The sequence below is a fragment of the Streptococcus shenyangsis genome, assembly GCF_006385785.1.
GTDB classification, from domain to species: Bacteria; Bacillota; Bacilli; order Lactobacillales; family Streptococcaceae; genus Streptococcus; species Streptococcus shenyangsis.
Genome location: NZ_VFSH01000007.1, coordinates 39,052 through 62,602, shown reverse-complemented (window position 1 = coordinate 62,602; position 23,551 = coordinate 39,052). Strand labels below are relative to the sequence as shown.

The following is a 23,551-nucleotide window of genomic DNA, read 5'->3' as shown; positions in this document are numbered from 1 at the left end:
AATCAATGTTGACTGCGATGATGAACCTGAATCAGCTCCTCAAAAGGGACTGTATATGAATGAACGTTACCAGTGTTTAAAAACTAAAGAATATCAGACACTTTTATCTTCCAAGGGTAGACAAATTTTCGCTAAACGTAAGATTGATATGAAATCTGTCTTTGGGCAGATAAAGGTTTGCTTGGTTATAAGAGATGTCATCTGAGAGGTAAGCGTAAAGTGAGAATTGACATGGGATTCGTACTCATGGTCAATAACCTGCTGAAATATAATAAGAGAAAGAGGTGAAATTAAAAAGCTAGAGTTCCGCAATTGGAAATCTCTAGCTTTTTGTTTTCTGAGAATCATATTGACTCAGACTCTTTTGACTAATGTTACTAAAAAGATAAAGTAACTTTTATCCTTATTTATTGTCGCCACTCAACATGTTTTTGATACCTTCTACAGCACCTTCTACAGCGTCTTTGGCATCTTCAGCAACTTCTTTTACTTTAGAAACAACTTTTTCAGCTGCTCCTTCTTTTTCCAATTTTTCATCACCGATGGCTTTCCCAACACCTTCTTTAATAGAACCTTTAGCTTGATTTAACTTTTCTTCTACTGACATGATAATTTCTCCTGTTATATTTATTTTATCTTAGTTTACACGAGTTTTTTCGTGAGATACTACACCAGTTGCTGCACCTTTAACAGCTTCTACACCTTCGCTAACTTTTTCTTGAACAGTTGAGAAACCAGATCCAAGACCAGATTTAGCTTTTTCGAATTGTTCTGAAGCGAATTCTCCTGTTGATTCAGCAACGTCAGATACGCGATCTTGAAGGCTTACTGAGTCTGCTTCATGTTGTTCTTTAGTTTTGATGTCGACAACGTTTACGTTGATTTCAACAACTTCCAAGTCAGTCATTTTAGCAACTTCTGAAGATACGATTTCTCTGATTTCTGAATATAAAGCTGGAACATTTTTTTGATACTCAGCAATAATGTTTAAGTCAACTGCAACTTGTGTTTTACCAACTTCTACGTTAACACCACTTGTTACGTCATCGCTGTTAACGATTTTTTCTTTAAGATTTGAGAAGAAACCACCGTCGATTCCCAAAAGACCTGAAACGTTTTCTAGTGACAGACCAATGATTTTTTGGATAACTTTATCTTCGTAAGTAAGTTCCCCTTTGATTTCGTGAGCTACAGCAGTAGCATCTTTCTTTTCTACGTTAGTGTTAATGTTTTTTTCGTTTGACATATGAAACTCCTTTAATTAAATTAGTAATTTTTATTTATCTATATAGTTTTTTTCGATATATAATCCAGCTGCAACTCCCAGTGCTCCTAAAATCAATACAAATATTGTTTTGAAGAAGCCAAAGGAGATAATCAAACAAGCGAGAAATACGCCTATGAGACCTGCGATTATTGGATATCGATATTGTTTAAGCCATTCCATTTTTTACTTCCTTACTTCACACGACTAACAGTCTTTTTGTTTTGAGGTTTTGGTTTAGGCTGGTAGTCTTTTACTAGAACTTCTAGTTTAACCTGACGCTCAATACCAAAAAACTGCTTCAATCCATTAGTTATTTCATTTTGAATTAGTTGGCATCTGTCAGCGATGTTGTCCGAAGGAAGAATTTTACCTTCTACATGAACGAAACATTTATTTTTTCGTAAATTTACATGAACAGTTGGGTTCTTGATCAATCCATGATCACTCACCAAACTTCTAACAAAACCTTCGATTGCAGAATTCTTTAATTTCAATGTATCGTTTTTAGTTTCAAGTTGAATTTCCAAATAACGTTTAGGATAAAATAACACAACTAACATCGATAACAAAACTAAAGTTGATAGAGCCACTATCCCCCAGAATATATATCTAGAGAGATAAAATTCAACGAAATGATTCTGTCTCCAGCTAAATAGCTGAATGCCTAGATCACTAACTTGATGATAATCTATCAAAACAGGAAGGAAAATTGTCAAGATTAAAATACAGAAAATAATTAAAAGTATTTTCTTTGTTTTTGACATATACAATCCTTTCGATTTAACATTAAACTATTTTTACCCGTCTAATCTATTTAAAAATAGTTTATTCTACAAGTAATTATTTTTTACCTGTAAAGAATGATACTACAGTAACAACAATTGCTGCTCCTGCAATAGATGGGATCAAGGCCATTCCAGCGATGGATGGGCCCCAACTACCTAAAAGGGATTGTCCTACAGATGACCCGACTAAACCAGCGAATACATTTGCGACGATTCCCATAGAACTACCTTTTTTAGTGATTCTACCTGCTACAAGTCCAATAAGACCTCCAGCAATGATAGATCACAACATTGCTTACCCTCCTTTTTTATTTTAATATCAAAAAATAAATCAATTCCTTTGATTATTGCTATTGTATAATTTTAATATAAAATAATCAATTATTTTGATTATTATATAATTTTAATATAAAAAAATCAAATTCTTTGATTGTTGCTATTATATAATTTTTAAATTTAAAAATATAATCTTTCGACTTGAATTTGATTCTGTATTCACGCCCTCAATAGACGGTAAAATAAGAAAATTGTTTATATATTGCCCCCGTAGTATTACTATACGAAATAAAGGATCTTAGTAAAAGTCGTTATAGCATGCCATACCTATTCTTTGTGGTATAATGCAAGAGGTGAAATCCGATAATTTATAAAGAGAGAAAGACATTCATGAGAGATTTATTATCTAAAAAAAGTCATAGGCAATTAGAATTATTAGAATTATTATTTGAACATAAACAATGGTTTCATCGTTCTGAACTAGCAGAGTTACTAAATTGTACAGAACGTGCAGTCAAAGATGATCTATCCCATGTTAAATCTGCTTTTCCTGACTTGATTTTTCATTCTTCTACTAATGGTATACGCATTATTAATACCGATGATAGTGATATTGAAATGGTTTACCATCATTTCTTTAAGCATTCAACTCATTTTTCGATTTTAGAATTTATCTTCTTTAATGAAGGTTGTCAAGCTGAGAGTATTTGTAAAGAATTTTATATCAGTTCATCTTCGCTCTATCGTATCATTAGCCAAGTCAATAAAGTGATTAAAAAGCAATTTCAATTTGAAATTATTCTGACCCCTGTTCAAATCATTGGAAATGAGAGAGACATTCGTTACTTTTTTGCACAATATTTTTCAGAAAAATATTATTTCCTAGAATGGCCATTTGAAAATTTTTCATCAGAGCCCCTATCTCAATTGTTAGAATTGGTTTATAAGGAAACAAGCTTTCCAATGAATTTGTCAACTCATAGAATGCTAAAGTTGCTCCTGGTTACTAATCTATATCGAATAAAGTTTGGTCATTTTATGGAAATAGAGAAAGATTCTTTTAACGACCAAAGTTTGGATGCTTTGATGCAGGCAGAAGGAATAGAAGGTGTTGCTCAGAGTTTTGAGTCAGAATACAATCTCTCTTTAGATGAAGAAGTTGTTTGCCAATTATTTGTGTCTTACTTTCAAAAAATGTTTTTCATAGATGAAAGTCTCTTTATGAAATGCGTAAAAAAGGATAGCTATGTTGAAAAATCTTACCATCTATTGAGTGATTTTATTGATCAGATTTCAGTCAAGTATCAGATTGAGATTGAGAATAAGGATAATCTGATTTGGCATCTGCATAATACCGCACATCTGTATCGTCAAGAGTTGTCTACTGAGTTTATTTTATTTGATCAAAAAGGCAATACAATCAGGAATTTTCAAAATATTTTTCCTAAATTTGTTTCAGATGTAAAAAAAGAGCTTTCTCATTATTTAGAGACTCTTGAAGTTTGTTCTAGTTCAATGATGGTAAATCATCTATCTTATACCTTCATCACTCATACCAAACATTTGGTGCTTAATCTACTACAAAATCAGCCAAAGCTGAAGGTTCTGGTTATGAGTAATTTTGATCAGTATCATGCAAAATCCGTTGCAGAGACACTTTCTTATTATTGCAGCAACAATTTTGAACTTGAAGTTTGGACTGAATTAGAATTATCAAAGGAATCTTTAGAAGAATCGCCTTATGATATCATCATTTCTAATTTTATTATTCCTCCGATTGAAAATAAGAGACTGATCTATTCAAATAATATAAACACGGTCTCACTCATATCTTTGTTAAATGCCATGATGTTTATTCGATTAGATTAGTAACCTAAAATAAAAAATGCTATTTCGCGTTTTGAACTGTACCTCAAAAGTTAGACAGAAAAAATCTAATTTTTGGGGTGTTTTTATTAAGAAAAGACCTTCAGTCATTTAAGTAAAATGTACATCTAGAGTCATAGTCCTCTAAAACTCTTGCTTTTTTTGTAGAAGATACGAAAAAAACCTTGATTCCAAGGCTTTTCCTGTTGTATGTAGATGCCCCCTACATGGATTTGTAAGAACTTTTCATATTGAAAATAAACAAAAATGTTGAAATATAGCTGATTTTAGGGAAATACTTTTAGGTGTTTTCAATGTCAGGATTTAAAAATGGGGCAAAAGTGGGGCAAAAACGAATGACTCGTATTTGGTTTGAAAACCTATAATACCTAATGATTATGCTATTCTAGATATATAGTTTTGTTATAAATAAATGTCAGTGCGAGATCAAATTGGAGGATAAAATGGAAAAACAAATTAATGAAAAAAAAGCCTTGGTTCCCAAAGCTTTTTAATCTTATAAACTCATTAAAACAACTCCCAGTAAGGTGTGGAATGTTTTTTAGTCTGTGTCATATAAAAATAAATAGAATGAATAGCTATAGCTAGAGCTAAAATGGTTGTAATACTTACTACTATTATAGGATTAGAAGCAAAGATTAAAGAGAGAATCAAGGCAGCCAGATAGAGTGTAGCTTGGACACAGTAGTAACTTTTCGAATAGCGAAGATAGTGTTTGTTATAGGGCCCATTTGCTAGGACAGCAGCTTGGAAGAGGCCAAATCCGATATAAGAGAAGCTGGTTGCAAAGAGACGATTAGCTTCAGGATTCTGAAGAAAACTCATCGAAACGGTCATCATAAGAAGTCCAATGAAAATAGGATAGTGACTGTAAATTAGAAATAGTCTCTTTTGATTAGATTTTTCATCAATAGCATGGTCGAATTGACCAAAATAAAACAAGAACAGAGAAATCATAATAATGAAATAAAGAACCGAATAAATCGAGAAATTCTCGATTGTAAAGAAGTTAGCTAGCTCCGTAATCATCTCTCCAAACATAATAATGACAAGAAGGGAGATACGCTCGATTAAATGGGGGAGATTTACCTGGTAATGCTTATCTTTATTAAGCAAGATACTTGGCATAATAAATGTTAGCAGAATACTAGCAAATAAGATATAGACTCTAAGGTAAATAGGAAGAAGAGCTGCTAGATAGACTCCTAAACTTCCTAGACCTGTTATCCATAGAAAACCTTTGATACTTTCCCGATTAGCATCATCGGTTGATTTTCTAAAAAATTCAACCAAATATTGAAAAAATAAGGTAAGGGTTAATGTACCAATAGCCCAACAGAGATAATGAAAATATTGTTGCCAATCAGGTCCAATCATATTGGCTATAAAGAGTAAAATTCCCATTTTGATAAACATGATTACTATGTTAAATAAAGAGTTCTTTCCATAGCGATTGGTATAATCGGTTTGAATCATCCAGGAATCGATGAGAAACAAAGTAGCAATGAAAAAATCAAGGAAAGAATTCCAAGTCAAAATACCGTTATGAAGATGGTCAATTAAAGTAGTTACTTTTGAAATTGCAAAAACAAAAACTAGGTCATAAAAAGTTCTGAAAATTCTACACGTTTATGTTTAATAAGAGTTGTCATCTTAAGACCTTTCTATTTTAGAAGTACAATTTATTATAACAGAAAATGGTAATAAAAAAAAGGGAGATGCTTAAATAACTTCATGTGACGCGAATGAACTGCGCCACAAAAGTTAGGTTTTTTCTGTCTAACTTTTGGGGTGCAGTTCAGAAGGGGTGTTTTTTCTATCGTTTTTTAGTGCTAAGACTACACAAAAAAGCCTTGTAAATCAAGGCTTTTTCCTGTTGTATTTAGATGCCCCCTACAGGGATTTGGAAAGGACTTTCATATTGAGAGCAATTAAAAATATTGAAATATAAGTGATTTTAGGTATTTTCAATGTCATGATTTAAAAATGGGACAAAAGTGGGGCAAAAACCATACAGATTCTAAACTGTATGGTTCTTTTTTTATCTAACCAAGAAAGGTTAAAACTTATTAAAACAAATGCAATCAACTGTTGAAAACTTTTTAGTCCGTGTAATATAAAAACAAGTAAAAAGTTGAACTATAGGGAATATTGTGTCATAATAGGTAATAGATGAATAATTAATAGATTGGAAATAATGCTTTCTTACCTTAACAAGTTGAATTGGTTATACATTTTTTCGTCGCAATTGTGTCTATCTCTCGAGTTTAGCTAGTTTTTATAAGCTCTGGCTTCTAATCAATATAACAAATTTTAGAAGTGCATAAGACAAGATGGTGACATTACTACAGTCATTTCTAGTCACCATATGTTGCTGGCACAGGCTGTTTGTAGTGTTGGCTATTTACTAGTCAGTTTAATCGGAGTGTTTAATTTTTATTGTTGAAAGGTTTTTATATGGCGAAAATTCTATCTTTAGGTCTGACAGGTAAGAAATTACTTGCTCAGGGGTTCTTGTTTGTTCTGCTAGGTCTCATCTTGATGGTCACGGGGACTTGGTTGCCAGTAAAGGTTATTCGACTGGTTCTGTTTTTAGCTTGGATAGCAACGGTCTTAGATTTAGTATTACGTATTTTCAAAAAAAGTCAGTCAACGGACACCTTGGGAGTTGCACTGGTTAAATTGTTAGTGCTGGGATATTTGCTTGGCTCCAATCTTGCGACGGATGTGCCGATTTATATTTTGGCTCTTGTGATTGGAGTTTATCAGATTTTTCATGCTAGTATTAACCTTGTCACCTATGTTCTCTACCGCAAAAACAAAATTCGACCTCGTTTTCGTCTCTTACTAGATGGACTCGTACTAGTTTTTCTTGGTGGGACTAGTCTTTTGTCCTCTACAGGAAATTCTGTCTTTCAACTCTTTGTATTAGGGGCTTATTTTTTTCTTTATGGTGTGTCCAATATCCGTGATGGTTTCTTGTTTGAGGAGGAAATTGGGAAAAACCATCTCAAACGTCGCATTAGAATTAGCTTACCTATTGTCCTAGCCGCTCTCATCCCTGCAAGAACTTTAGCAAAAATCAACAAATTCATGCAGGAAAATGCTGATGAGAGAGAGGATATCCATCTTGGAATGGTGAAGTCTGGTAAGACAGCGGAGCTTGAAATTTTTGTTCATACAGCTGAGACCTCTCTGTTTTCGGCAATTGGTCATGTGGATATCTGCTATCAAGGCCGTGTTATTTCTTATGGCAACTATGATCCGTCTTCTGAGACCTTATTTGGCATGGTAGGAGATGGTGTCTTATATTTCTGTGATCGTGACAAGTACATTGACCTATGTAAACGTGAGAGTCAAAAAACGCTTTTTGGTTATGGGATAGATTTGACGCCTGAAATGGAAAAAGCAGTTCAGAAAAAGTTGGCTGAATTGAAACAACTGACGATTCCATGGGAGCCAAGTGCAGATAAAATCATGACAGGTGATGGTAAGGAAGACTACACCTACGCTTATAAAATCAGACATGAGACAGATGGGGAACTTTATAAATTTATCAAATCTAAGTTTAAATCCTACTTTGTCTTATCTACAAACTGTGTGCTCTTGGCTGATACCATAGTCGGTCAGGCTGGCACCGATATCCTCTCACCCAAAGGATTTATCGCTCCAGGAACTTACCAAGCCTACCTTAATCGAGAGTTTGAAAAACCAAATAGTATAGTCGTATCTAAACATGTTTATTAAGGAGAATTTATGAACTTAGTAAAAAAATACACCCCGTTAATACTTTTTATAGGGCTGGTTGCTCTTGTAATTCTGAATGCATCGAGCTTTATATCAGGAGCAATCTCTCTCTTTGATGTAATATCAACCTTGATTTATGGTGCTGTTATTGCTTTTGTGCTTAATGTTCCTATGAAAAAAATTGAACAGTACTTAGTTAAATTGAAGGTAAAGGCAGAGTTGCGTCGTCCGATTGCCATGGTACTTGTTTTCCTAGCTCTTATCTTAATCGTGATTGCTCTTTTGGTTTTGGTGCTGCCAACCCTAGCTCAGACTATTAGTCAGCTGGGAACAGTCCTTTCAACAGTCCTTACTCAACTTGGGAAATTGCTAGGCAGCTCGGAATTTGTAACCAAAGACATGTTGTCAACTATCGTATCAGGCATACAGGGACAATCTAGTTCTATTAGCCAAGCTTTGATAGGTTTTTTATCAGGTCTGACTAGTAATATCGGCAATATTTTTTCAAGTTTGATGAATGCCTTTTTGATTATAGTCTTCACCTTTTCATTTTTATCCAGTAAGGAACATTTGGCAGCGATGACGAGTCGACTTCTAAAAGTTTTTCTTCCAGAGAAGGTGGTGATAAAGTTGACTTACATTGGACAAGTAGCACTAGAGACTTATGACCAATTTTTGATGAGTCAGCTGATTGAAGCAGTTATCATAGGAGTTATGATAGCGGTTGGTTACAGCGTGTTTGGGATACCCTATGGAGTAATGACAGGTATCTTTGCAGGAGTGCTATCGTTCATTCCTTATGTAGGGCCTATGATTGCTTGTGTTGTGGGAGCGATTTTTATCTTCACAGTGAGTCCTACTCAAGCCTTACTTTCTCTTCTTCTATATCAAGTTATACAGCTGATTGAAGGAAACCTTATTTATCCTAGAGTTGTAGGTCAGTCTATTGGTTTGCCAGCTATTTTCACGCTTGCGGCTGCTAGTATTGGAGGCAATCTCTTTGGCTTACTTGGGATGATATTCTTTACACCGATATTTGCTGTTATCTATCGATTGGTTAAAGAATTTGTCGTTGCAAAGGAAAATCAGGTAGATTAAGAAAAACTAAATTTAATAAGATATACTGAGAAGAGAGTGAGAGATTCTCTTCTCTTTTATTTTTAAATACTTTTCTACAAAAAGCTATTAGACGTTAAAAAAAGCCTTGGTTTCAAGGCTTATTTCTGTTGATTTAGATGTGCCCCCTGCAGGGCTCGAACCTGCGCCCCATAGCTTAAGAGTCTACTGCTCTACCAACTGAGCTAAGGAGGCAACAGAAAAAGCTGAGAATGTAACTTCCCAGCTATTTTAATATGCCCAAAATGGCAGCTAGATTATTTACGAAAGGCATCAAGGATATAGGTGAAACCAACAATTAAAAATGCAAAGGCAACGACATAAACGACAAAGACACTTGTAGCTACTGGATTGAACAAAATCACTAGACCTAGTAAAAATGCAAGCAACGCTATCCACATGATATGGTTGCCAATAATAGGGAAAATCAATCCCAGACGATTGCCTTTAAAGAAAGCTATAATGGCTTCTACAATTAACCAAATTCCTAAAATAGTTGGAATGACAACTGGCAGCGTCACAAAGCCATAGGCAACGAGGTAAAGAGCTAAGAGAAGATTAACAATCCCTTGGAAAAGATGAGCTGGTGAGCGAAGCTCTTTTGGTACAGAGAAATAGCCTAAAATAGCTGCTATAGAAGAAACCAGTAAACCAAATGCAATCCACCAGCTGTAAGCAACAAGATTAGCTACTGGGTTTGTAAATAGGAAAAGTCCTAAAAGGACAAAAACAACTCCTGCAAGGAATAGCGATAAACGATTAGAAAATTTCATTTCAATACCCCCTATATAGTATAGTATAGTTTGATAATAAAAATATTATACACCTTTTTAGAGGAAATATCAATAAACAAAATGGAAAATTTGGAAGTTTCAGTCTGATTTATGAAAAGAAAATCAGTTTTTATTATTTTGAAAATAAAAAGAGAAGATAAAATTTGTCTTCTCTACATGAAAATATTGTATGGAATCAAAGCAAAAGTAACTGGCTTTACACTATTTGTAAAGATGTAATTTGATTCAAAAAGAAAAGATAGATTTAAAATGTGGGACAAATGATGGGGTAAATCAGTTATAGACAAGCAAAAAAAGCCTTGATTTACAAGGCTTTTTCCTGTTGTATTTAGATGCCCCCTACAGGGATCGAACCTGTGACCCACGGATTAAGAGTCCGCTGCTCTGCCAGCTGAGCTAAGGAGGCAAAGAAAAAAGCTGTATTGGTGCCGAAACTTCACGGTTTGTATTGAACCCGCGCAATTAAGCAGGTGGGCAACTCGCTCTAACTGAAGCTGTTTCCGTGTGAGACGGCCTACATGCTGTTAGAAGACTTTTGTTTCCCTAATAATACAAAAAATAGTCGGTCAACACTTAAGTGTGAAGTCGTACACCACAGCGTTTCTATGTTTATATGATACCACTTTTTCAAAAAAAATCAAGAGGAAAGTGCAATTTTTTGAAAAGGATTTCAGATTTTTCGCAAACGGTCGATAGCTTCCTTTCTTTGAGCCAAAGCCCGTTCATATTTACCAGTATCTTCTGCTTGGAAATAGTGATGATTGCGGATTTTTTCTGGCAGATAGTCTTGCTTGACCCAATTTCCAGGATAGCTGTGTGGATAGAGATAGTCTTGGGCATTCCCTAGTTCCTTGCTTCCGCTGTAGTGTCCATCACGCAGGTGTCGCGGAATAGGCAAGTGCCCTGATGTTTTGAGGTCAGCAAGTGCCTTATCCATAGCTACATAGGCTGAGTTGGATTTTGGAGAAAGGGCCAAATCAATCACGACATTGGCAATGAGAATGCGGGCTTCTGGGAACCCAATCTTCTGGGCAGCATCCAGAGCAGTCACAGTGTGAATCTGGGCTTCAGGATTGGCCAAACCGATATCTTCATAGGCGATAACGGTCAAGCGACGAGCGAGACTTGGCAGATCCCCAGCCTCAATCAAGCGGGCAGCATAGTGAAGACTGGCATCAACATCTGAGCCACGGATAGACTTTTGCAGGGCAGATAGAACATCATAGTGACCGTCTCCATCCTTATCCATGGTAATGTAGCTCCGCTGCAGGCTATTTTCCATAATGTCGAGAGTGATATGGCGGATGCCCTCGTCATTCTCAGGGGTAGAGAGAACAGCCAAATCCAGTGAGTTGAAGGCAGAGCGAAGGTCTCCGTTTGTAGAGGTTGCGATGAAATCCAGCGCATCCTCATCTAGTTCTACTGGAAAATCAAAACCACGTTCAGGGTTACTTAGAGCTATCTGAAGAGCCTCTTTGACGTCTTGGTTAGACAGAGGTTCCAACTCAAAAATTTGAACACGGCTACGAATGGCAGGAGTGACAGAAAAGAAAGGATTTTCAGTCGTAGCCCCAATCATGATGACCAGACCACTTTCCAAGAGAGGCAAGAGGAAGTCTTGCTTGGTTTTATCTAGTCTGTGAATCTCGTCTAGTAATAGGACGAGACCACCAGAGAATTTAGCCTCTTCCGCAATTTCTTGCAGTCGTTTTTTACTATCAACCGTCGCATTGAAAGTTCGAAAGGCATACTTGGTCGTCCCTGCGATGGCAGAGGCAATACTGGTTTTGCCGATTCCCGGAGGGCCATAGAGAATCATGGAGGACAGGCGGTTGGCTTCCACCATGCGGCGGATGATTTTTCCTTGTCCGACCAGATGTTCCTGACCGATGACTTGGTCGATGGTTTTAGGGCGCATGCGAAGCGCGAGATTGTCTGGCATAGCAGTCCTTTCTAACGTGGATTTTCTGATGTATATGTGGTAAGATGGTAGTATCTATTTTAGCATATTTCCGAGTATTCGGGGCGATTAAAGAGTCGCATAGAAAGAGGACAAAATGGCAACATATGGATTTTTAGATGTTTTAGAGGAAGAGTTGGAGAAGAATTTTCCCTTTGACTTTGAGATTAGTTGGGACAAGCGCAACCACGCGGTTGAAGTGAGTTTTCTATTGGAAGCGCAAAACGCTGCAGGTGTGGAGATGGTAGATGAGGACGGAGAGGTTTCGTCAGATGACATTCTCTTTGAAGAAGCAGTGCTTTTTTACAATCCTGCTAAGTCAACCGTCAATGCAGAAGACTATTTGACTGTCATTCCTTACCTGCCTAAAAAGGGATTTTCTCGCGAATTTTTAGCTTATTTTGCGCTATTCCTTAAAGATACTGCTGAGGTTGGACTAGATGCCCTTATGGACTTTTTGGAAGACCCAGAAGCAGAAGAATTTGTCATGGAATGGAACCAAGAAGTCTTTGAAGAAGGAAAGGTTGGCTTGGAAGAGGGAGAATTTTACCCTTATCCGAGATACTAGGAGTTTGACATGGAAATAGAGGTTTCTGATTTCACAGGCTGTAAGATTGCTTTGTTTTGTGGGGATAAGCTTTTGACTATCTTACGCGATGATAAGGCAAGCATTCCCTGGCCCAATATGTGGGAACTTCCAGGCGGTGGACGTGAAGGTGATGAAAGTCCTTTTGAGTGCGTGGCGCGTGAAGTTTATGAAGAACTGGGAATTCATCTGACTGAGGATTGTCTGCTTTGGAGTAAGGTTTATCCAAGTATGCTTTTTGCGGATAAACAATCTGTATTTCTAGTCGGTCAGTTGACACAGGCTCAGTTTGACATTATCGTATTTGGAGATGAAGGTCAGGACTATCAGTTGATGAATGTTGAGGAATTTCTTAGTTCCAGTCAAGTTGTACCTCAGTTGCAAGAGAGATTAAAAGATTATTTAAAAGTAAGTGATTAGAAAGGATGGTTCGGTTAAATTTCTAAACTGAACTCGCCCTAAACACTGTGCCAAAAAGATAAACTTCTCTTAGACACAAGCGTCTTCAGAGAATTTCCTATTTTGGTTTTGTGTTTTACGGGCTTGGTATCTTAAATATGGAAACATGGCAAGAGTTAAAAGTTACAGTGAAGCGTGAGGGAGAGGAGATGGTCTCTAATCTCTTGATTGAGCTGGGAGCGCAAGGCGTTGCGATTGAAGATAGCATGGACTATGTGGGGAATGTGGATCGTTTTGGTGAAATTTTCCCAGAGGTCGAGCAGCAAGAAGAAATCGTAGTGACAGCCTACTACCCTGATACAGTTGATGTGGCTGTAGTTGAGGCGGACTTACAGGCTCGCCTAGCAGAATTAACAGATTTTATGGATTTGGGTGAGGTCAAGATGGGGACGACTGCCTTAGCTGAGGAAGACTGGGCAGACAACTGGAAGAAATACTATGAACCCGCTCGCATCACTCATGATTTGACCATCGTGCCGTCGTGGACAGACTATGAGGCGACTGCGGGAGAAAAGATTATCAAGCTAGATCCAGGCATGGCTTTTGGGACTGGAACACATCCAACCACTAAGATGAGCCTTTTTGCCTTGGAACAGGTTCTTCGTGGTGGCGAAACGGTGCTAGATGTGGGGACTGGATCTGGTGTCCTCTCCATTGCTAGCTCGCTACTTGGTGCTAAGGAAATTTTCGCCTATGACCTAGATGATGTGGCGGTTCGTGTGGCTCAGGAAAATATTGAGCTAAACCCTGGTATGGAAAACATCCATGTAGCAGCAGGAGACTTGCTTAAGGGAGTTGAGATCGAGGCAGATGTGATTGTAGCTAATATCTTGGCGGATATCCTCGTTCATCTGACGGATGATGCTTACTGCTTGGTCAAGGATGAAGGCTACCTCATCATGAGTGGAATTATTAAGGACAAGTGGGATATGGTGCGCCAATCAGCTGAGTCAGCTGGATTTTTCCTTGAAACCCACATGATCCAAGGGGGATGGAATGCCTGTGTCTTTAAGAAAACCAAGGATATTTCCGGTGTGATTGGAGGCTAGCATGCAACAGTATTTTGTCAAAGGCAGCGCTATCTCTCCTGTCACCATCGAGGACAAGGAAACCAGCAAGCATATGTTTCAGGTTATGCGCTTGAAAGAAGATGATGAGGTGACTTTGGTCTTTGATGATGGCATTAAGCGCTTGGCGCGTGTGCTGGATGTGGAAGCTCGTCAGTTGGAATTGGTAGAAGAACTAGATGACAATGTAGAACTGCCAGTCCAAGTGACCATTGCATCTGGCTTTCCCAAGGGGGATAAGCTGGAGTTTATCACTCAAAAAGTGACGGAACTAGGTGCCAGCCAAATCTGGGCCTTCCCTGCTGATTGGTCGGTCGCCAAGTGGGACGGCAAGAAATTGGGTAAAAAGGTTGAAAAACTAGAAAAAATTGCCCTTGGAGCGGCCGAGCAAAGCAAGCGTAATCTGGTCCCAACTATTCAGCTTTTCGAGAAAAAATCAGACTTTCTAGCTCAGCTGGACCAGTTTGACTCTATCGTAGTGGCTTATGAAGAGTCGGCCAAAGAAGGTGAAGCCGCTGCGCTCTTACAAGCGGTCTCTGGTCTTGAAAAAGGAGCAAAACTGCTCTTTATCTTTGGACCAGAAGGCGGGCTCTCACCTGCAGAAATTGAGAGTTTTGAAGCTAAGGGAGCCGTCTTGGCAGGACTTGGTCCTCGTATCTTGCGAGCAGAAACAGCGCCGCTTTATGCTTTATCAGCCCTTAGTGTTTTATTAGAATTAGAGAAATAAGAGGAAGAAAATGGAACAAAAACACCGTTCAGAATTTCCAGAGAAGGAACTTTGGGATTTAACAGCCCTATACCAAGACCGTGAGGATTTCTTGCGTGCAATCGAGAAGGCTCGTGAAGACATCAACCAATTTAGTCGTGATTACAAGGGCAATCTTCATACTTTTGAGGATTTTGAAAAAGCCTTTGCGGAATTGGAACAAATCTACATTCAGATGAGCCATATTGGAAACTATGGCTTTATGCCGCAGACGACAGACTATAGCAATGACGAATTTGCTAATATTGCTCAAGCTGGGATGGAATTTGAAACAGATGCCAGTGTAGCCTTGACCTTCTTTGACGATGCCTTGGTGGCAGCTGATGAGGAAGTCTTGGACCGTTTGGGTAAATTGCCTCACTTGACAGCAGCTATTCGTCAGGCCAAAATCAAAAAAGCCCACTACCTAGGAGCTGATGTGGAGAAGGTCTTGACCAATCTAGGTGAAGTTTTCTACAGCCCACAGGATATTTACACTAAGATGCGAGCTGGGGATTTTGAAATGGCTGACTTTGAAGCCAATGGAAAAACCTACAAAAACAGCTTTGTGACCTATGAGAACTTCTATCAGAACCATGAGGACGCTGAGGTTCGTGAGAAATCTTTCCGTTCCTTCTCAGAGGGACTTCGTAAGCACCAAAATACGGCTGCGGCTTCCTATCTAGCCCAAGTCAAGTCTGAAAAACTATTGGCAGATATGAAGGGTTACGACTCTGTCTTTGATTATCTTCTAGCTGAACAAGAAGTGGACCGTGCCATGTTTGATCGTCAGATTGACCTCATCATGAAGGACTTTGCGCCAGTTGCTCAGAGATACCTTAAGCATGTTGCCAAGGTCAATGGTCTTGAAAAGATGACCTTTGCAGACTGGAAATTGGACTTGGATAGCGCCCTCAATCCTGAAGTGACTATTGACGACGCCTATGATTTGGTCATGAAGTCAGTAGAACCTTTGGGGCAAGAATATTGTCAGGAAGTTGCTCGCTATCAAGAAGAGCGCTGGGTGGACTTTGCTGCCAATAGTGGCAAGGATTCTGGTGGTTATGCGGCGGACCCATATCGCGTGCATCCTTATGTCCTCATGAGCTGGACAAGTCGTTTGAGCGATGTCTATACCTTGATTCATGAAATCGGTCATTCTGGTCAATTCATCTTTTCTGATAATCATCAGAGTTACTTTAATGCCCACATGTCTACTTACTATGTCGAAGCACCGTCAACTTTCAATGAATTGCTCCTAAGTGATTACTTGGAACACCAGTCTGACGACCCGCGTCAAAAACGCTTTGCACTTGCCCACCGCTTGACAGATACCTACTTCCATAATTTCATTACTCACCTCTTGGAAGCAGCCTTCCAGCGTAAGGTGTATACATTGATTGAAGAAGGAGAGACCTTTGGAGCAAGTAAACTCAACAGTATTATGAAGGAAGTCTTGACGGATTTCTGGGGAGATGCCATTGAGATTGACGACGATGCGGCTTTGACTTGGATGCGCCAAGCTCACTACTACATGGGCTTGTATAGTTACACTTACTCAGCAGGGCTAGTCATCTCGACTGCGGGTTACCTTCATCTGAAACATTCAGAAACTGGAGCTGAAGATTGGCTCAATCTTCTCAAATCAGGTGGTAGCAAGACACCACTTGAGTCAGCTATGATTATCGGTGCGGATATTTCAACAGATAAACCACTCCGTGATACCATCCAATTCTTGTCAGACACAGTTGACCAGATTATCGCCTACAGTGCCCAGTTGGGAGAGTAAAGATTGGACAGAGTTTTAGGAGAATAATATGAATAGAATCAAAGAATGGCTAGAGCAAGATCCCAAAAGAATGCATTTTATCAAAATTGGTCTAGTTTTGTTGGGAATCATTTTATTGATTGCTTTGCCTACTCTCTATCTTGTTTTGAGCGGAGTTGGTATTTGGTATTTTGTAAAGAAATCACCAGATATTCGAAAAAGAAATTTAATGATAGGGCTTTTCATTGTTAGTTTTGTTGCAGTTGCTCTCCAAACCCCAACTGTTACAAAGAAAACTTCATCTTCTCAGTCAGAAACTAAGCAGACTGTGACATCTACTGCTTCGACAGCTTCAACGACGGATACTTCATCTAGCATAGAGGAGGCGAAACGAATCGAAGACGAGAAAAAAGCTAAAGAAAAAGCAGAAGAAGAGAGAATTGCCAAAGAAAAAGCTGCAAATGAGTTGCAAGAAAAAGGTGAAGACTTAGTCAAACAATTGGAAGAAAGTCAAGATGCGAGTCAAGTGAAGTCTGCCAAAGAAACAGTTAATCAGATTGAAAATAACGATAAAAAGGCAGAATTGCTCGATAGGATAGGTGCGGTTGAATCATTAATTTCTCAAAAAGAAGAAGAGAAAAGAATTGCTCATGAAGCTGAGACTAAAGCCAAACAGCAAGATAGAATTGTCTATGTTGCAAACCATGGGAATGCGAAAGTTTACTGGTATAGTAAGGATAGAATGCCTTCAAAAACGAATAAAGCCAACGTTGTTGAGATGACAGAGGCAGATGCAATTGCTGCAGGAAAACGTCCATCTAAAAAAGAATAAGATAGAAAGTTATCTTGGGCTGGCTTTTTGAACAGTTGCTAGAAATGTAGAGGTATTGCCCATGTATCAAGAGTTACTTAGAGAAATAGCAGAAGAAAAACCAAGTTATCATGATGAAGAAATCCAGTGGTTGCTTGACCATTTGGGAGATCCTTCTCCAGAAATTCGCGATGACCTTGTTTTTACAAGCTTTGCTAGAGGAATTCAGGAAGAGCTATTTACACAGGAACAATTTCAGTTCATTGCTGAGGTGGTCTCAGCTGATGGAGGACTAGATAAAGAGATTGATAAGGTAGGCTTGTCAACCCTTGAACGTTCTTTTAGGGCACTTGTTTATGCAAATCTCTTGTCTGCAGATGCTAACCAGCAATCGGGTTTTTATCAGGGATTAAAAGGAGAAATTCGCAATGTCCTTTTAAATCAAGGTTTGTATTATCTTTCAAAAGAAAAGGATACAAGGGGTTTTTCAAGTCAGTATGGTTGGGTTCATGCTTTTGCACATGGAGCCGATTTACTGACAGAGGTGGTTTGTCATCCAGACTTTCCTAAAAACAGAGTCCATGAAGTATTTGACATACTTGGTCAATTATTTAAAAGAATTACCATTCGTTTTACAGATGATGAAGATTGGCGTTTAGCAAGAGTGATCTATGAACCTATTTTACAAGGGAAGTTGGAGCAAGAGAAAGTAGCTTCTTGGATAAAAACTGTTGACTTTCCGATAGAAGAAAGGGAAGATTTTTATAAATTTTCCAACTTCAGATCCTGTATGTTGGAAGTCTATGTCCAACTTGACCAGAGAAATAGTTTACAAGATGACTTGAAAGAAGCTATCCAGTCTTTTCAATACTAGGGATAAGCTAATATTACTTATTGAAAGAGTTTCTATTGTATCCTCCTGACTAATAATGAAAACTAATAAAAGAGGTTGAATCATTTTCCAACCTCTTTTTGTGTATCTTAATGGAATTGCATACCACCATCAACGATAATGGTTTGTCCTGTAATGTAGTTTGAATCTGGTCCTGCAAGGAAGCTGACGGCAGCAGCCACATCTTCTGGTTCAGATAGACGTTTTAGAGTAATATCTTTTGCAAATGTCTGCATACCCCACTCGTCATCTTTTCCTGCATTTTTACCAACTTCATGAGCGATGTCGTACATCATTGGTGTTTTCACAATACCTGGTGCGTAGGCGTTAACAGTGATGCCTGAGTCTGCTAGATCACGTGCTAATGTTTGCGTAATTCCTCGAACAGCAAATTTTGTTCCACCATAAACAGTTAGATTTGGGTTACCGACTACACCAGCTTGAGAGGTTGCGTTGATAATTTTACCTCCGTGGCCAAGTGCTTTAAATTGCGCTTGTGCAGCTTGTGAACCCCAAATGACACCACCAACGTTGATACCGAAAGTGCGTGTAAATTGTTCCTCAGTAATTGTATCAAGAGGAGTAGTTGGAGCAACACCAGCGTTATTTACGACAACATTTAAATCACCAAAATGGTCAACAACCTTTTGAAATGCTTGTGCAACTTCGGCCTGTTTCGAAACATCGGCCACGACAGCAAAGGCATTTTTAGCTGATAATTCGGCAACAGCTTTTTCAGCTGTTTCAGGATTGTAGTCTAAGACTCCTACCTTAAAGCCATCTTGAACCAATCGTTTTGCGATTGCAAAACCGATTCCTTGACCTGCACCTGTGACAATAGCAACTTTAGACATATGATTCCTCCTTGGTATCCACGATACCATTCAAACGTTCATAAAAGAACAGCAAAGGTTTACAAATAAGCTTCGATAATGGGTTTTGTAAACCCTATCAAAACTACGCTATTAGTATACACCTTTGAAAAAAATGTTTCAAATAAACACTACCGTTTTTATAGAATTTTGTCCTGAAAATTTCCAAACAATTTTCTTGAAACCCTTTCCCTCTTTTGATAGACTAGTATCTAGTTTTTGAAAAAAGGAGAAAGAAAATGAAAAAATTTGTAGCTGAGTTAATCGGTACGTTCATGCTTGTGTTCGTTGGGACAGGAGCTGTTGTTTTTGGAAATGGTCTTGAAGGCCTTGGACACCTTGGAATCGCCTTTGCTTTTGGTTTGGCAATCGTGGTTGCAGCCTACTCAATCGGAACTATTTCAGGTGCTCACTTGAACCCAGCGGTTTCGATTGCTATGTTTGTAAACAAACGTTTGTCATCTTCAGAACTTGTCAACTACATCCTTGGACAAGTAGTTGGAGCTTTCCTTGCGTCAGCTGCGGTATTCTTCCTCTTGTCTAACTCAGGCATGTCAACTGCTAGTCTTGGTGAAAATGCCTTGGCAAACGGTGTCACTGTCTTTGGTGGTTTCTTGTTTGAAGTCATCGCAACTTTCTTGTTTGTTTTGGTTATCATGACCGTGACTTCAGAAAGCAAGGGAAATGGCGCGATTGCTGGTCTGGTAATCGGTTTGTCATTGATGGCGATGATTCTTGTGGGCTTGAACATTACTGGGCTTTCAGTAAACCCAGCTCGTAGCTTGGCCCCAGCTGTCTTGGTAGGTGGCGTAGCCCTTCAACAAGTTTGGATTTTCATCCTTGCGCCAATCGTTGGTGGAGTTCTTGCAGCTCTTGTTGCGAAAAACTTCCTTGGAACAGAAGAATAATTGAAACTCAAAAAGCCTTGCTCCTCATTTTGAGGAACAGGGCTTTTTCGTATGAGTTTAACGGTTGTCAATTTTCTCTGGATAAAGGTCGTGTTGGAAGAGGCGTTGTTCTGCCAAGCCTTCATACTTAGTTCCAGGTTTACCGTAGTTGTAGTAGGGGTCGATTGAGATGCCACCGCGTGGAGTGAATTTTCCCCAGACTTCTAAATAGCGAGGGTCTAGCAAGTTGACCAAGTCTTTCCCGATGGTGTTGATACAGTTTTCGTGGAAATCTCCGTGGTTTCGGTAGCTAAAGAGGTAGAGCTTGAGGGATTTTGACTCGACACAGAGCTTGTCAGGAATGTAGGAAATATAAATCGTCGCAAAGTCTGGTTGAGCAGTGATTGGACACAGTGAGGTAAATTCAGGACAGTTAAATTTGATGAAATAGTCATTCTCCACATGACGATTGTCAAAGGATTCCAGGACTTCTGGTTGATACTCGAAAATGTAGTTGGTTTCTTTGTTGCCTAGTAGGCTAAGGTTTTTCATTTCTTCTTGTTGTGACATGATTTTTTCTTTCTAATCTTAAACACCACGTTGGTTGTGGTAGAGGAGGGTATGGAGTTGAGGAAGGACGCGGACATTGCCCCAGCTATCGTCGGCAGCGATACGTTCCCAGAGTTCTTTGAGACGGTCCAATTGGTCTTGGACAATATTACCCGTAGCCTTGGGCTCAGGATTTCCTGCTGATAAAAAGAGAACATCTGGTTGGTAGCGTTCTTGTATTCCTCTGGCAAAGGCCAAATCTGCATCATCAAAGACAGGAATTTTAAAGGTAACCTTGTCTGGGTCCAATTGGGAAACGATAAAGTCCAAGGTCTCAAAGTTGACTTCCATCTTGGATGAAGGAGGTTTGGGACTCAGGGTGACTTGGTCGATGTCTTTCAACCAATTTTGCCAGCGAGAGCCTTGAGTTTCAACAGCCAGAGTGACACCACGTTCCTTGAGTTTGGTGACCAATTCGGCCATGTTGGCTGCTAGGATAGCAGGATTTCCCCCAGATAGGGTTACATAGTCATAGCTCCCTAATTTATCCAACTCAGCAATGACCTCGTCAGATGTCATACGAGTTGGTTTTTCAGAACCATCCCAAGTAAAGGCAGAATCGCACCAGTCGCAGTGGTAGTCGCAACCAGCAGTGCGGACAAACATGGTTTTCTGCCCGATTGCACGGCCTTCGCCTTGAAAGGTTGGGCCGAAAATTTCCAGAACTGGTAGTTTGAGGACACGTTCCCTAGTCATCTAACCACTCCCGTCTAAACTCCGCAAAGGCAGTCGGAGTCTCATAGAGGCGAACGTATTCCAAACGGAGACCACGCTCGTCTGGCAACTCTTGGTTCATGGTTTGGAAAATCCAGTAAACCATATTTTCAGCAGTCGTGTTCATATAGGGCAGGGTTTCATTGAGATAGCGATGATCCAAGTGGGGCTCTAAATAGTTCTTGTAGATGGCTTTGATATCTCCAAAATCGTAGGTCATGCCACGTTCATCTAAAAAACCACTGACAGCAATCTGCAGATGATAGGTGTGACCATGAAGGGATTTGCATTTTCCCTCATAGTGAAAGAGGTGGTGGGCAGCATCAAAGGTAAATTCTTTTGATACCAAGGTTCTGTGAGGATTGTAGACAAGAGACTCCCCAGTTTCCTGTTTGATTTCTTTGGGTGCAAAAAACATTAGTCCTCTCCTTTCTGTGAGAGATAAACATCTAGACCATGTTGACGTAGGTGGCAGGCTGGGCAATCTCCGCAACCACTTCCGATAATCCCGTTGTAGCAGGTTAAGGTCTTTTCACGAACATAGTCAAAGGCACCGAGTTGGTCGGCTAATTCCCAAGTTTCAGCCTTGTCTAGCCACATGAGAGGCGTTTGGATAACGAAGTTGTAATCCATGGCCAGGTTGAGAGTAACATTGAGAGATTTGACAAAGACATCTCGACAATCGGGGTAGCCTGAGAAGTCTGTCTCGCAGACACCTGTCACGATATCTTTAATGCCCCGTTGCTTAGCAAGGACTGCCGCAAAGGACAGAAAGAGGTGGTTGCGACCATCAACGAAGGTATTGGGAACCTCTCCCTCTTTTTGCTCAATCTCCAGATCAGAAGTCAGGGCATTTTCAGTGATTTGTCCCAGTAGAGACATATCGAGGATATGGTGATGGATACCCTGTTCCTTAGCGATTTCTCTAGCAACTTGAATTTCGAGATGATGACGCTGACCGTAGGCAAAGGTAACGGCTTCGACCGTTTCATAGTGTTCTTTAGCCCAAAAGAGGCAGGTTGTAGAATCTTGACCGCCACTAAAGACGACCAAGGCAGATTGACGTTTCATAGTACTCCTTCCAAAATGGGAAATGTTCAGAGCACGCAAAAAGCTCCCTTGAGGGAGCTAAAAAATACCAAGTAGAGGTTTTTTTTAGCGATGGCATGTCCCAAACATCGTAATATTCTACCTACAGTCTAGCATATTTTTTGAAAAAAGGCAAAGGGCAAGAAAAAAGAGACCAAAGAAAGTATTTGGTCTCTAGTGTGATTAGCTCAATTCAGCAACGATGGCCTTGATCTGTTCTGCTGTGTGTACACCAGCAACTTGTTTCACAACTTGGCCGTCTTTTTTGAAGAGAAGAGTTGGGATAGACATGATTCCAAAAGCACGAGCTGTGTTTGGATTTTCATCAACGTCCATTTTAACGATTTTCAAGACATCTTCTGAAAGTTCTTCAGACAATTTATCCAAGATTGGACCTTGCATACGACATGGACCACACCAAGTTGCCCAGAAGTCTACCAAGACCAAACCGTCTTTTGTTTCTTGTTCGAATGTTGCATCTGTAATTGCTTTTGCCATTGTATTTCTCCTTTTTTAGTTATATTGGCTTAAATCTTGTTTCATGAGATAGAAGAAGACATCTCCATAAGTCCCATGGTAGTCCAAATCATGACCGTTGTAGGTTAATTTTTGGACAGGGTAGTAGTCTGCGACGCCGATAAGGCAAGCTTGTTGTGAACGATCAAAGTCTTCATAAGACTCGAAAGTCACAGTTCTTTCGTTCTTGCTGGCATCTAGATAGGTAATTTCAATCATTTTAAAAACTCCTTTGTTTAATGATGACTTTATTTTACTCCTTGTAAAAGAGAATGTCAAGAAAAATGATTGCGCACGCAACTTTTCTTAAAAAATCATCTTAAATCAAGAAATCCAAACCAGTTTCCAAGCTTTCTTCGACAGCCTTTTGTAGTGTGGCTAGTGTTTTTTGCCCATCACTTGTCAGGCAGATAAAGCTAGAGCGTCTATCTTGATCACAACACATGCGACTAAGCAGACCGCAATTTTTAGCTTCCAAGCGAGCCACCATCCGAGAAACAGCACTCGGACTCAGATGAAGTTTATCTGGCAGGTCAATCTGGCGTAGAGATTTTTCTTGAGCCAAGTCCAGATAGTAGAGGAGGTAGAACTCTTTCAAGGTCAGACTTTGCTCGCTCTGCTGGGCAATAGTCTCTTCTAAGAGACTTTCAATTTCTTTCTGACGACGATTAAAGTCAAACCATTTTTCCAAGTAGGTCATATTT

The 23,551-nt window shown here is 39.2% G+C and carries 26 protein-coding genes, 2 tRNA genes and 2 pseudogenes; 12 read left to right on the top strand and 18 right to left on the bottom strand.

Going from position 1 to position 23,551, the window contains the following annotated elements; all coding sequences use genetic code 11:
- Positions 1-25: 25 nt before the first annotated feature.
- A pseudogene (locus tag FJR77_RS10545) lies at positions 26-288 on the top strand (transposase); the annotation flags it as partial.
- 115 nt (positions 289-403) lie between these two features.
- On the opposite strand, the gene FJR77_RS06365 reads toward FJR77_RS10545, so the two are convergent.
- From FJR77_RS06365 to FJR77_RS06345, 5 genes are all read right to left on the bottom strand, one after another.
- On the bottom strand, positions 404-607 hold the full coding sequence (locus FJR77_RS06365) for a CsbD family protein (protein ID WP_140833810.1): 204 nt from the start codon (positions 605-607) through the stop codon (positions 404-406).
- 30 nt (positions 608-637) lie between these two features.
- The gene (locus tag FJR77_RS06360; protein ID WP_000064110.1) at positions 638-1,246 is read right to left on the bottom strand and encodes an Asp23/Gls24 family envelope stress response protein; all 609 of its coding nucleotides are present in this window, start codon (positions 1,244-1,246) and stop codon (positions 638-640) included.
- Between the two features lie 30 nt (positions 1,247-1,276).
- The gene (locus FJR77_RS06355; protein ID WP_000455064.1) at positions 1,277-1,447 is read right to left on the bottom strand and encodes a DUF2273 domain-containing protein; all 171 of its coding nucleotides are present in this window, start codon (positions 1,445-1,447) and stop codon (positions 1,277-1,279) included.
- Positions 1,448-1,458: 11 nt separating this feature from the next.
- Positions 1,459-2,031 carry an alkaline shock response membrane anchor protein AmaP gene (gene amaP / locus FJR77_RS06350; protein ID WP_000047599.1) on the bottom strand — a complete coding sequence of 191 codons (573 nt, stop codon included), beginning with the start codon at positions 2,029-2,031 and terminating at the stop codon, positions 1,459-1,461.
- A gap of 76 nt (positions 2,032-2,107) precedes the next feature.
- Positions 2,108-2,332: a GlsB/YeaQ/YmgE family stress response membrane protein gene (locus FJR77_RS06345; protein ID WP_229294599.1), complete on the bottom strand. Its 225-nt coding sequence runs from the start codon at positions 2,330-2,332 to the stop codon at positions 2,108-2,110.
- 386 nt (positions 2,333-2,718) lie between these two features.
- Between FJR77_RS06345 and mgaSpn the strand changes: the two genes are divergently transcribed.
- On the top strand, positions 2,719-4,197 hold the full coding sequence (gene mgaSpn, locus FJR77_RS06340; protein WP_140833808.1) for a virulence factor transcriptional regulator MgaSpn: 1,479 nt from the start codon (positions 2,719-2,721) through the stop codon (positions 4,195-4,197).
- 525 nt (positions 4,198-4,722) lie between these two features.
- On the opposite strand, the pseudogene FJR77_RS06335 reads toward mgaSpn, so the two are convergent.
- A pseudogene (locus tag FJR77_RS06335) lies at positions 4,723-5,867 on the bottom strand (low temperature requirement protein A).
- A gap of 805 nt (positions 5,868-6,672) precedes the next feature.
- On the opposite strand from FJR77_RS06335, the gene FJR77_RS06325 reads away from it, so the two are divergent.
- On the top strand, positions 6,673-7,962 hold the full coding sequence (locus FJR77_RS06325) for a membrane protein (RefSeq protein ID WP_001062783.1): 1,290 nt from the start codon (positions 6,673-6,675) through the stop codon (positions 7,960-7,962).
- Between the two features lie 9 nt (positions 7,963-7,971).
- Positions 7,972-9,060 (top strand): AI-2E family transporter, encoded by a 1,089-nt coding sequence (locus FJR77_RS06320; protein WP_181146609.1) that lies wholly within the window; start codon positions 7,972-7,974, stop codon positions 9,058-9,060.
- A gap of 140 nt (positions 9,061-9,200) precedes the next feature.
- Here the strand turns inward: FJR77_RS06320 and FJR77_RS06315 are convergent.
- The 4 genes from FJR77_RS06315 to FJR77_RS06300 form a co-directional block, all read right to left on the bottom strand.
- A tRNA-Lys gene (locus FJR77_RS06315) sits at positions 9,201-9,273 on the bottom strand.
- Positions 9,274-9,335: 62 nt separating this feature from the next.
- Entirely contained in the window at positions 9,336-9,851 is a 516-nt protein-coding gene (locus FJR77_RS06310) for a DUF308 domain-containing protein (RefSeq protein ID WP_049521056.1), read from the bottom strand.
- Between the two features lie 354 nt (positions 9,852-10,205).
- A tRNA-Lys gene (locus FJR77_RS06305) sits at positions 10,206-10,278 on the bottom strand.
- Positions 10,279-10,542: 264 nt separating this feature from the next.
- A complete protein-coding gene (locus FJR77_RS06300; protein WP_140833805.1) occupies positions 10,543-11,814 on the bottom strand; it encodes a replication-associated recombination protein A in 1,272 nt (423 codons plus the stop codon).
- A gap of 115 nt (positions 11,815-11,929) precedes the next feature.
- Here FJR77_RS06300 and FJR77_RS06295 point away from each other — a divergent pair, with 115 nt between their 5' ends.
- The 7 genes from FJR77_RS06295 to FJR77_RS06265 all read left to right on the top strand — a co-directional run bounded on the left by FJR77_RS06295 (position 11,930) and on the right by FJR77_RS06265 (position 18,142).
- Positions 11,930-12,400: a DUF3013 family protein gene (locus FJR77_RS06295; RefSeq protein ID WP_049531867.1), complete on the top strand. Its 471-nt coding sequence runs from the start codon at positions 11,930-11,932 to the stop codon at positions 12,398-12,400.
- A 9-nt stretch (positions 12,401-12,409) separates the two neighbouring features.
- Positions 12,410-12,838 (top strand): NUDIX hydrolase, encoded by a 429-nt coding sequence (locus FJR77_RS06290; RefSeq protein WP_140833802.1) that lies wholly within the window; start codon positions 12,410-12,412, stop codon positions 12,836-12,838.
- Between the two features lie 137 nt (positions 12,839-12,975).
- Positions 12,976-13,926, top strand: a complete 951-nt coding sequence (gene prmA, locus FJR77_RS06285) for a 50S ribosomal protein L11 methyltransferase (protein ID WP_140833800.1) — start codon at positions 12,976-12,978, stop codon at positions 13,924-13,926.
- Between the two features lies 1 nt (position 13,927).
- On the top strand, positions 13,928-14,671 hold the full coding sequence (locus FJR77_RS06280; RefSeq protein WP_140833798.1) for a 16S rRNA (uracil(1498)-N(3))-methyltransferase: 744 nt from the start codon (positions 13,928-13,930) through the stop codon (positions 14,669-14,671).
- A 10-nt stretch (positions 14,672-14,681) separates the two neighbouring features.
- The gene (gene pepF, locus FJR77_RS06275) at positions 14,682-16,478 is read left to right on the top strand and encodes an oligoendopeptidase F (RefSeq protein ID WP_140833796.1); all 1,797 of its coding nucleotides are present in this window, start codon (positions 14,682-14,684) and stop codon (positions 16,476-16,478) included.
- A 28-nt stretch (positions 16,479-16,506) separates the two neighbouring features.
- Positions 16,507-17,289 (top strand): deoxyribonuclease, encoded by a 783-nt coding sequence (locus FJR77_RS06270; protein WP_140833793.1) that lies wholly within the window; start codon positions 16,507-16,509, stop codon positions 17,287-17,289.
- A gap of 61 nt (positions 17,290-17,350) precedes the next feature.
- The gene (locus FJR77_RS06265; protein ID WP_140833791.1) at positions 17,351-18,142 is read left to right on the top strand and encodes a DUF2785 domain-containing protein; all 792 of its coding nucleotides are present in this window, start codon (positions 17,351-17,353) and stop codon (positions 18,140-18,142) included.
- A 107-nt stretch (positions 18,143-18,249) separates the two neighbouring features.
- On the opposite strand, the gene FJR77_RS06260 is transcribed toward FJR77_RS06265, so the two are convergent.
- Complete coding sequence (locus FJR77_RS06260) at positions 18,250-19,014, bottom strand: (S)-acetoin forming diacetyl reductase (protein WP_049523928.1); 765 nt, start codon at positions 19,012-19,014, stop codon at positions 18,250-18,252.
- Positions 19,015-19,271: 257 nt separating this feature from the next.
- On the opposite strand from FJR77_RS06260, the gene FJR77_RS06255 reads away from it, so the two are divergent.
- On the top strand, positions 19,272-19,940 hold the full coding sequence (locus tag FJR77_RS06255; protein WP_140833789.1) for an MIP/aquaporin family protein: 669 nt from the start codon (positions 19,272-19,274) through the stop codon (positions 19,938-19,940).
- A 57-nt stretch (positions 19,941-19,997) separates the two neighbouring features.
- On the opposite strand, the gene queF is transcribed toward FJR77_RS06255, so the two are convergent.
- The 7 genes from queF to FJR77_RS06220 form a co-directional block, all read right to left on the bottom strand.
- A complete protein-coding gene (gene queF / locus FJR77_RS06250) occupies positions 19,998-20,489 on the bottom strand; it encodes a preQ(1) synthase (protein WP_000082587.1) in 492 nt (163 codons plus the stop codon).
- An 18-nt stretch (positions 20,490-20,507) separates the two neighbouring features.
- Complete coding sequence (gene queE, locus FJR77_RS06245) at positions 20,508-21,224, bottom strand: 7-carboxy-7-deazaguanine synthase QueE (RefSeq protein WP_140833786.1); 717 nt, start codon at positions 21,222-21,224, stop codon at positions 20,508-20,510.
- Positions 21,217-21,660 carry a 6-carboxytetrahydropterin synthase QueD gene (gene queD, locus FJR77_RS06240; protein ID WP_000464573.1) on the bottom strand — a complete coding sequence of 148 codons (444 nt, stop codon included), beginning with the start codon at positions 21,658-21,660 and terminating at the stop codon, positions 21,217-21,219. The genes queE and queD overlap by 8 nt, the downstream gene beginning before the upstream one ends.
- Positions 21,660-22,313 carry a 7-cyano-7-deazaguanine synthase QueC gene (gene queC / locus FJR77_RS06235; RefSeq protein WP_033679805.1) on the bottom strand — a complete coding sequence of 218 codons (654 nt, stop codon included), beginning with the start codon at positions 22,311-22,313 and terminating at the stop codon, positions 21,660-21,662. The genes queD and queC overlap by 1 nt, the downstream gene beginning before the upstream one ends.
- 201 nt (positions 22,314-22,514) lie before the next feature.
- Positions 22,515-22,829 (bottom strand): thioredoxin, encoded by a 315-nt coding sequence (trxA, locus tag FJR77_RS06230; RefSeq protein ID WP_001029581.1) that lies wholly within the window; start codon positions 22,827-22,829, stop codon positions 22,515-22,517.
- Between the two features lie 15 nt (positions 22,830-22,844).
- Positions 22,845-23,066, bottom strand: a complete 222-nt coding sequence (locus FJR77_RS06225; protein ID WP_000570256.1) for a DUF4649 family protein — start codon at positions 23,064-23,066, stop codon at positions 22,845-22,847.
- 100 nt (positions 23,067-23,166) lie between these two features.
- Positions 23,167-23,547 (bottom strand): MarR family winged helix-turn-helix transcriptional regulator, encoded by a 381-nt coding sequence (locus tag FJR77_RS06220; protein WP_042750621.1) that lies wholly within the window; start codon positions 23,545-23,547, stop codon positions 23,167-23,169.
- Positions 23,548-23,551 lie beyond the last annotated feature (4 nt).

What these genes read in the sequence shown, in the direction of transcription:
- FJR77_RS06365 (WP_140833810.1), bottom strand. Translation starts at nt 607, where the DNA reads ATGTCAGTAGAAGAAAAGTTAAATCAAGCTAAAGGTTCTATTAAAGAA.
- FJR77_RS06360 (WP_000064110.1), bottom strand. Translation starts at nt 1,246, where the DNA reads ATGTCAAACGAAAAAAACATTAACACTAACGTAGAAAAGAAAGATGCT.
- FJR77_RS06355 (WP_000455064.1), bottom strand. Translation starts at nt 1,447, where the DNA reads ATGGAATGGCTTAAACAATATCGATATCCAATAATCGCAGGTCTCATA.
- amaP (WP_000047599.1), bottom strand. Translation starts at nt 2,031, where the DNA reads ATGTCAAAAACAAAGAAAATACTTTTAATTATTTTCTGTATTTTAATC.
- mgaSpn (WP_140833808.1), top strand. Translation starts at nt 2,719, where the DNA reads ATGAGAGATTTATTATCTAAAAAAAGTCATAGGCAATTAGAATTATTA.
- FJR77_RS06325 (WP_001062783.1), top strand. Translation starts at nt 6,673, where the DNA reads ATGGCGAAAATTCTATCTTTAGGTCTGACAGGTAAGAAATTACTTGCT.
- FJR77_RS06320 (WP_181146609.1), top strand. Translation starts at nt 7,972, where the DNA reads ATGAACTTAGTAAAAAAATACACCCCGTTAATACTTTTTATAGGGCTG.
- FJR77_RS06310 (WP_049521056.1), bottom strand. Translation starts at nt 9,851, where the DNA reads ATGAAATTTTCTAATCGTTTATCGCTATTCCTTGCAGGAGTTGTTTTT.
- FJR77_RS06300 (WP_140833805.1), bottom strand. Translation starts at nt 11,814, where the DNA reads ATGCCAGACAATCTCGCGCTTCGCATGCGCCCTAAAACCATCGACCAA.
- FJR77_RS06295 (WP_049531867.1), top strand. Translation starts at nt 11,930, where the DNA reads ATGGCAACATATGGATTTTTAGATGTTTTAGAGGAAGAGTTGGAGAAG.
- FJR77_RS06290 (WP_140833802.1), top strand. Translation starts at nt 12,410, where the DNA reads ATGGAAATAGAGGTTTCTGATTTCACAGGCTGTAAGATTGCTTTGTTT.
- prmA (WP_140833800.1), top strand. Translation starts at nt 12,976, where the DNA reads ATGGAAACATGGCAAGAGTTAAAAGTTACAGTGAAGCGTGAGGGAGAG.
- FJR77_RS06280 (WP_140833798.1), top strand. Translation starts at nt 13,928, where the DNA reads ATGCAACAGTATTTTGTCAAAGGCAGCGCTATCTCTCCTGTCACCATC.
- pepF (WP_140833796.1), top strand. Translation starts at nt 14,682, where the DNA reads ATGGAACAAAAACACCGTTCAGAATTTCCAGAGAAGGAACTTTGGGAT.
- FJR77_RS06270 (WP_140833793.1), top strand. Translation starts at nt 16,507, where the DNA reads ATGAATAGAATCAAAGAATGGCTAGAGCAAGATCCCAAAAGAATGCAT.
- FJR77_RS06265 (WP_140833791.1), top strand. Translation starts at nt 17,351, where the DNA reads ATGTATCAAGAGTTACTTAGAGAAATAGCAGAAGAAAAACCAAGTTAT.
- FJR77_RS06260 (WP_049523928.1), bottom strand. Translation starts at nt 19,014, where the DNA reads ATGTCTAAAGTTGCTATTGTCACAGGTGCAGGTCAAGGAATCGGTTTT.
- FJR77_RS06255 (WP_140833789.1), top strand. Translation starts at nt 19,272, where the DNA reads ATGAAAAAATTTGTAGCTGAGTTAATCGGTACGTTCATGCTTGTGTTC.
- queF (WP_000082587.1), bottom strand. Translation starts at nt 20,489, where the DNA reads ATGTCACAACAAGAAGAAATGAAAAACCTTAGCCTACTAGGCAACAAA.
- queE (WP_140833786.1), bottom strand. Translation starts at nt 21,224, where the DNA reads ATGACTAGGGAACGTGTCCTCAAACTACCAGTTCTGGAAATTTTCGGC.
- queD (WP_000464573.1), bottom strand. Translation starts at nt 21,660, where the DNA reads ATGTTTTTTGCACCCAAAGAAATCAAACAGGAAACTGGGGAGTCTCTT.
- queC (WP_033679805.1), bottom strand. Translation starts at nt 22,313, where the DNA reads ATGAAACGTCAATCTGCCTTGGTCGTCTTTAGTGGCGGTCAAGATTCT.
- trxA (WP_001029581.1), bottom strand. Translation starts at nt 22,829, where the DNA reads ATGGCAAAAGCAATTACAGATGCAACATTCGAACAAGAAACAAAAGAC.
- FJR77_RS06225 (WP_000570256.1), bottom strand. Translation starts at nt 23,066, where the DNA reads ATGATTGAAATTACCTATCTAGATGCCAGCAAGAACGAAAGAACTGTG.
- FJR77_RS06220 (WP_042750621.1), bottom strand. Translation starts at nt 23,547, where the DNA reads ATGACCTACTTGGAAAAATGGTTTGACTTTAATCGTCGTCAGAAAGAA.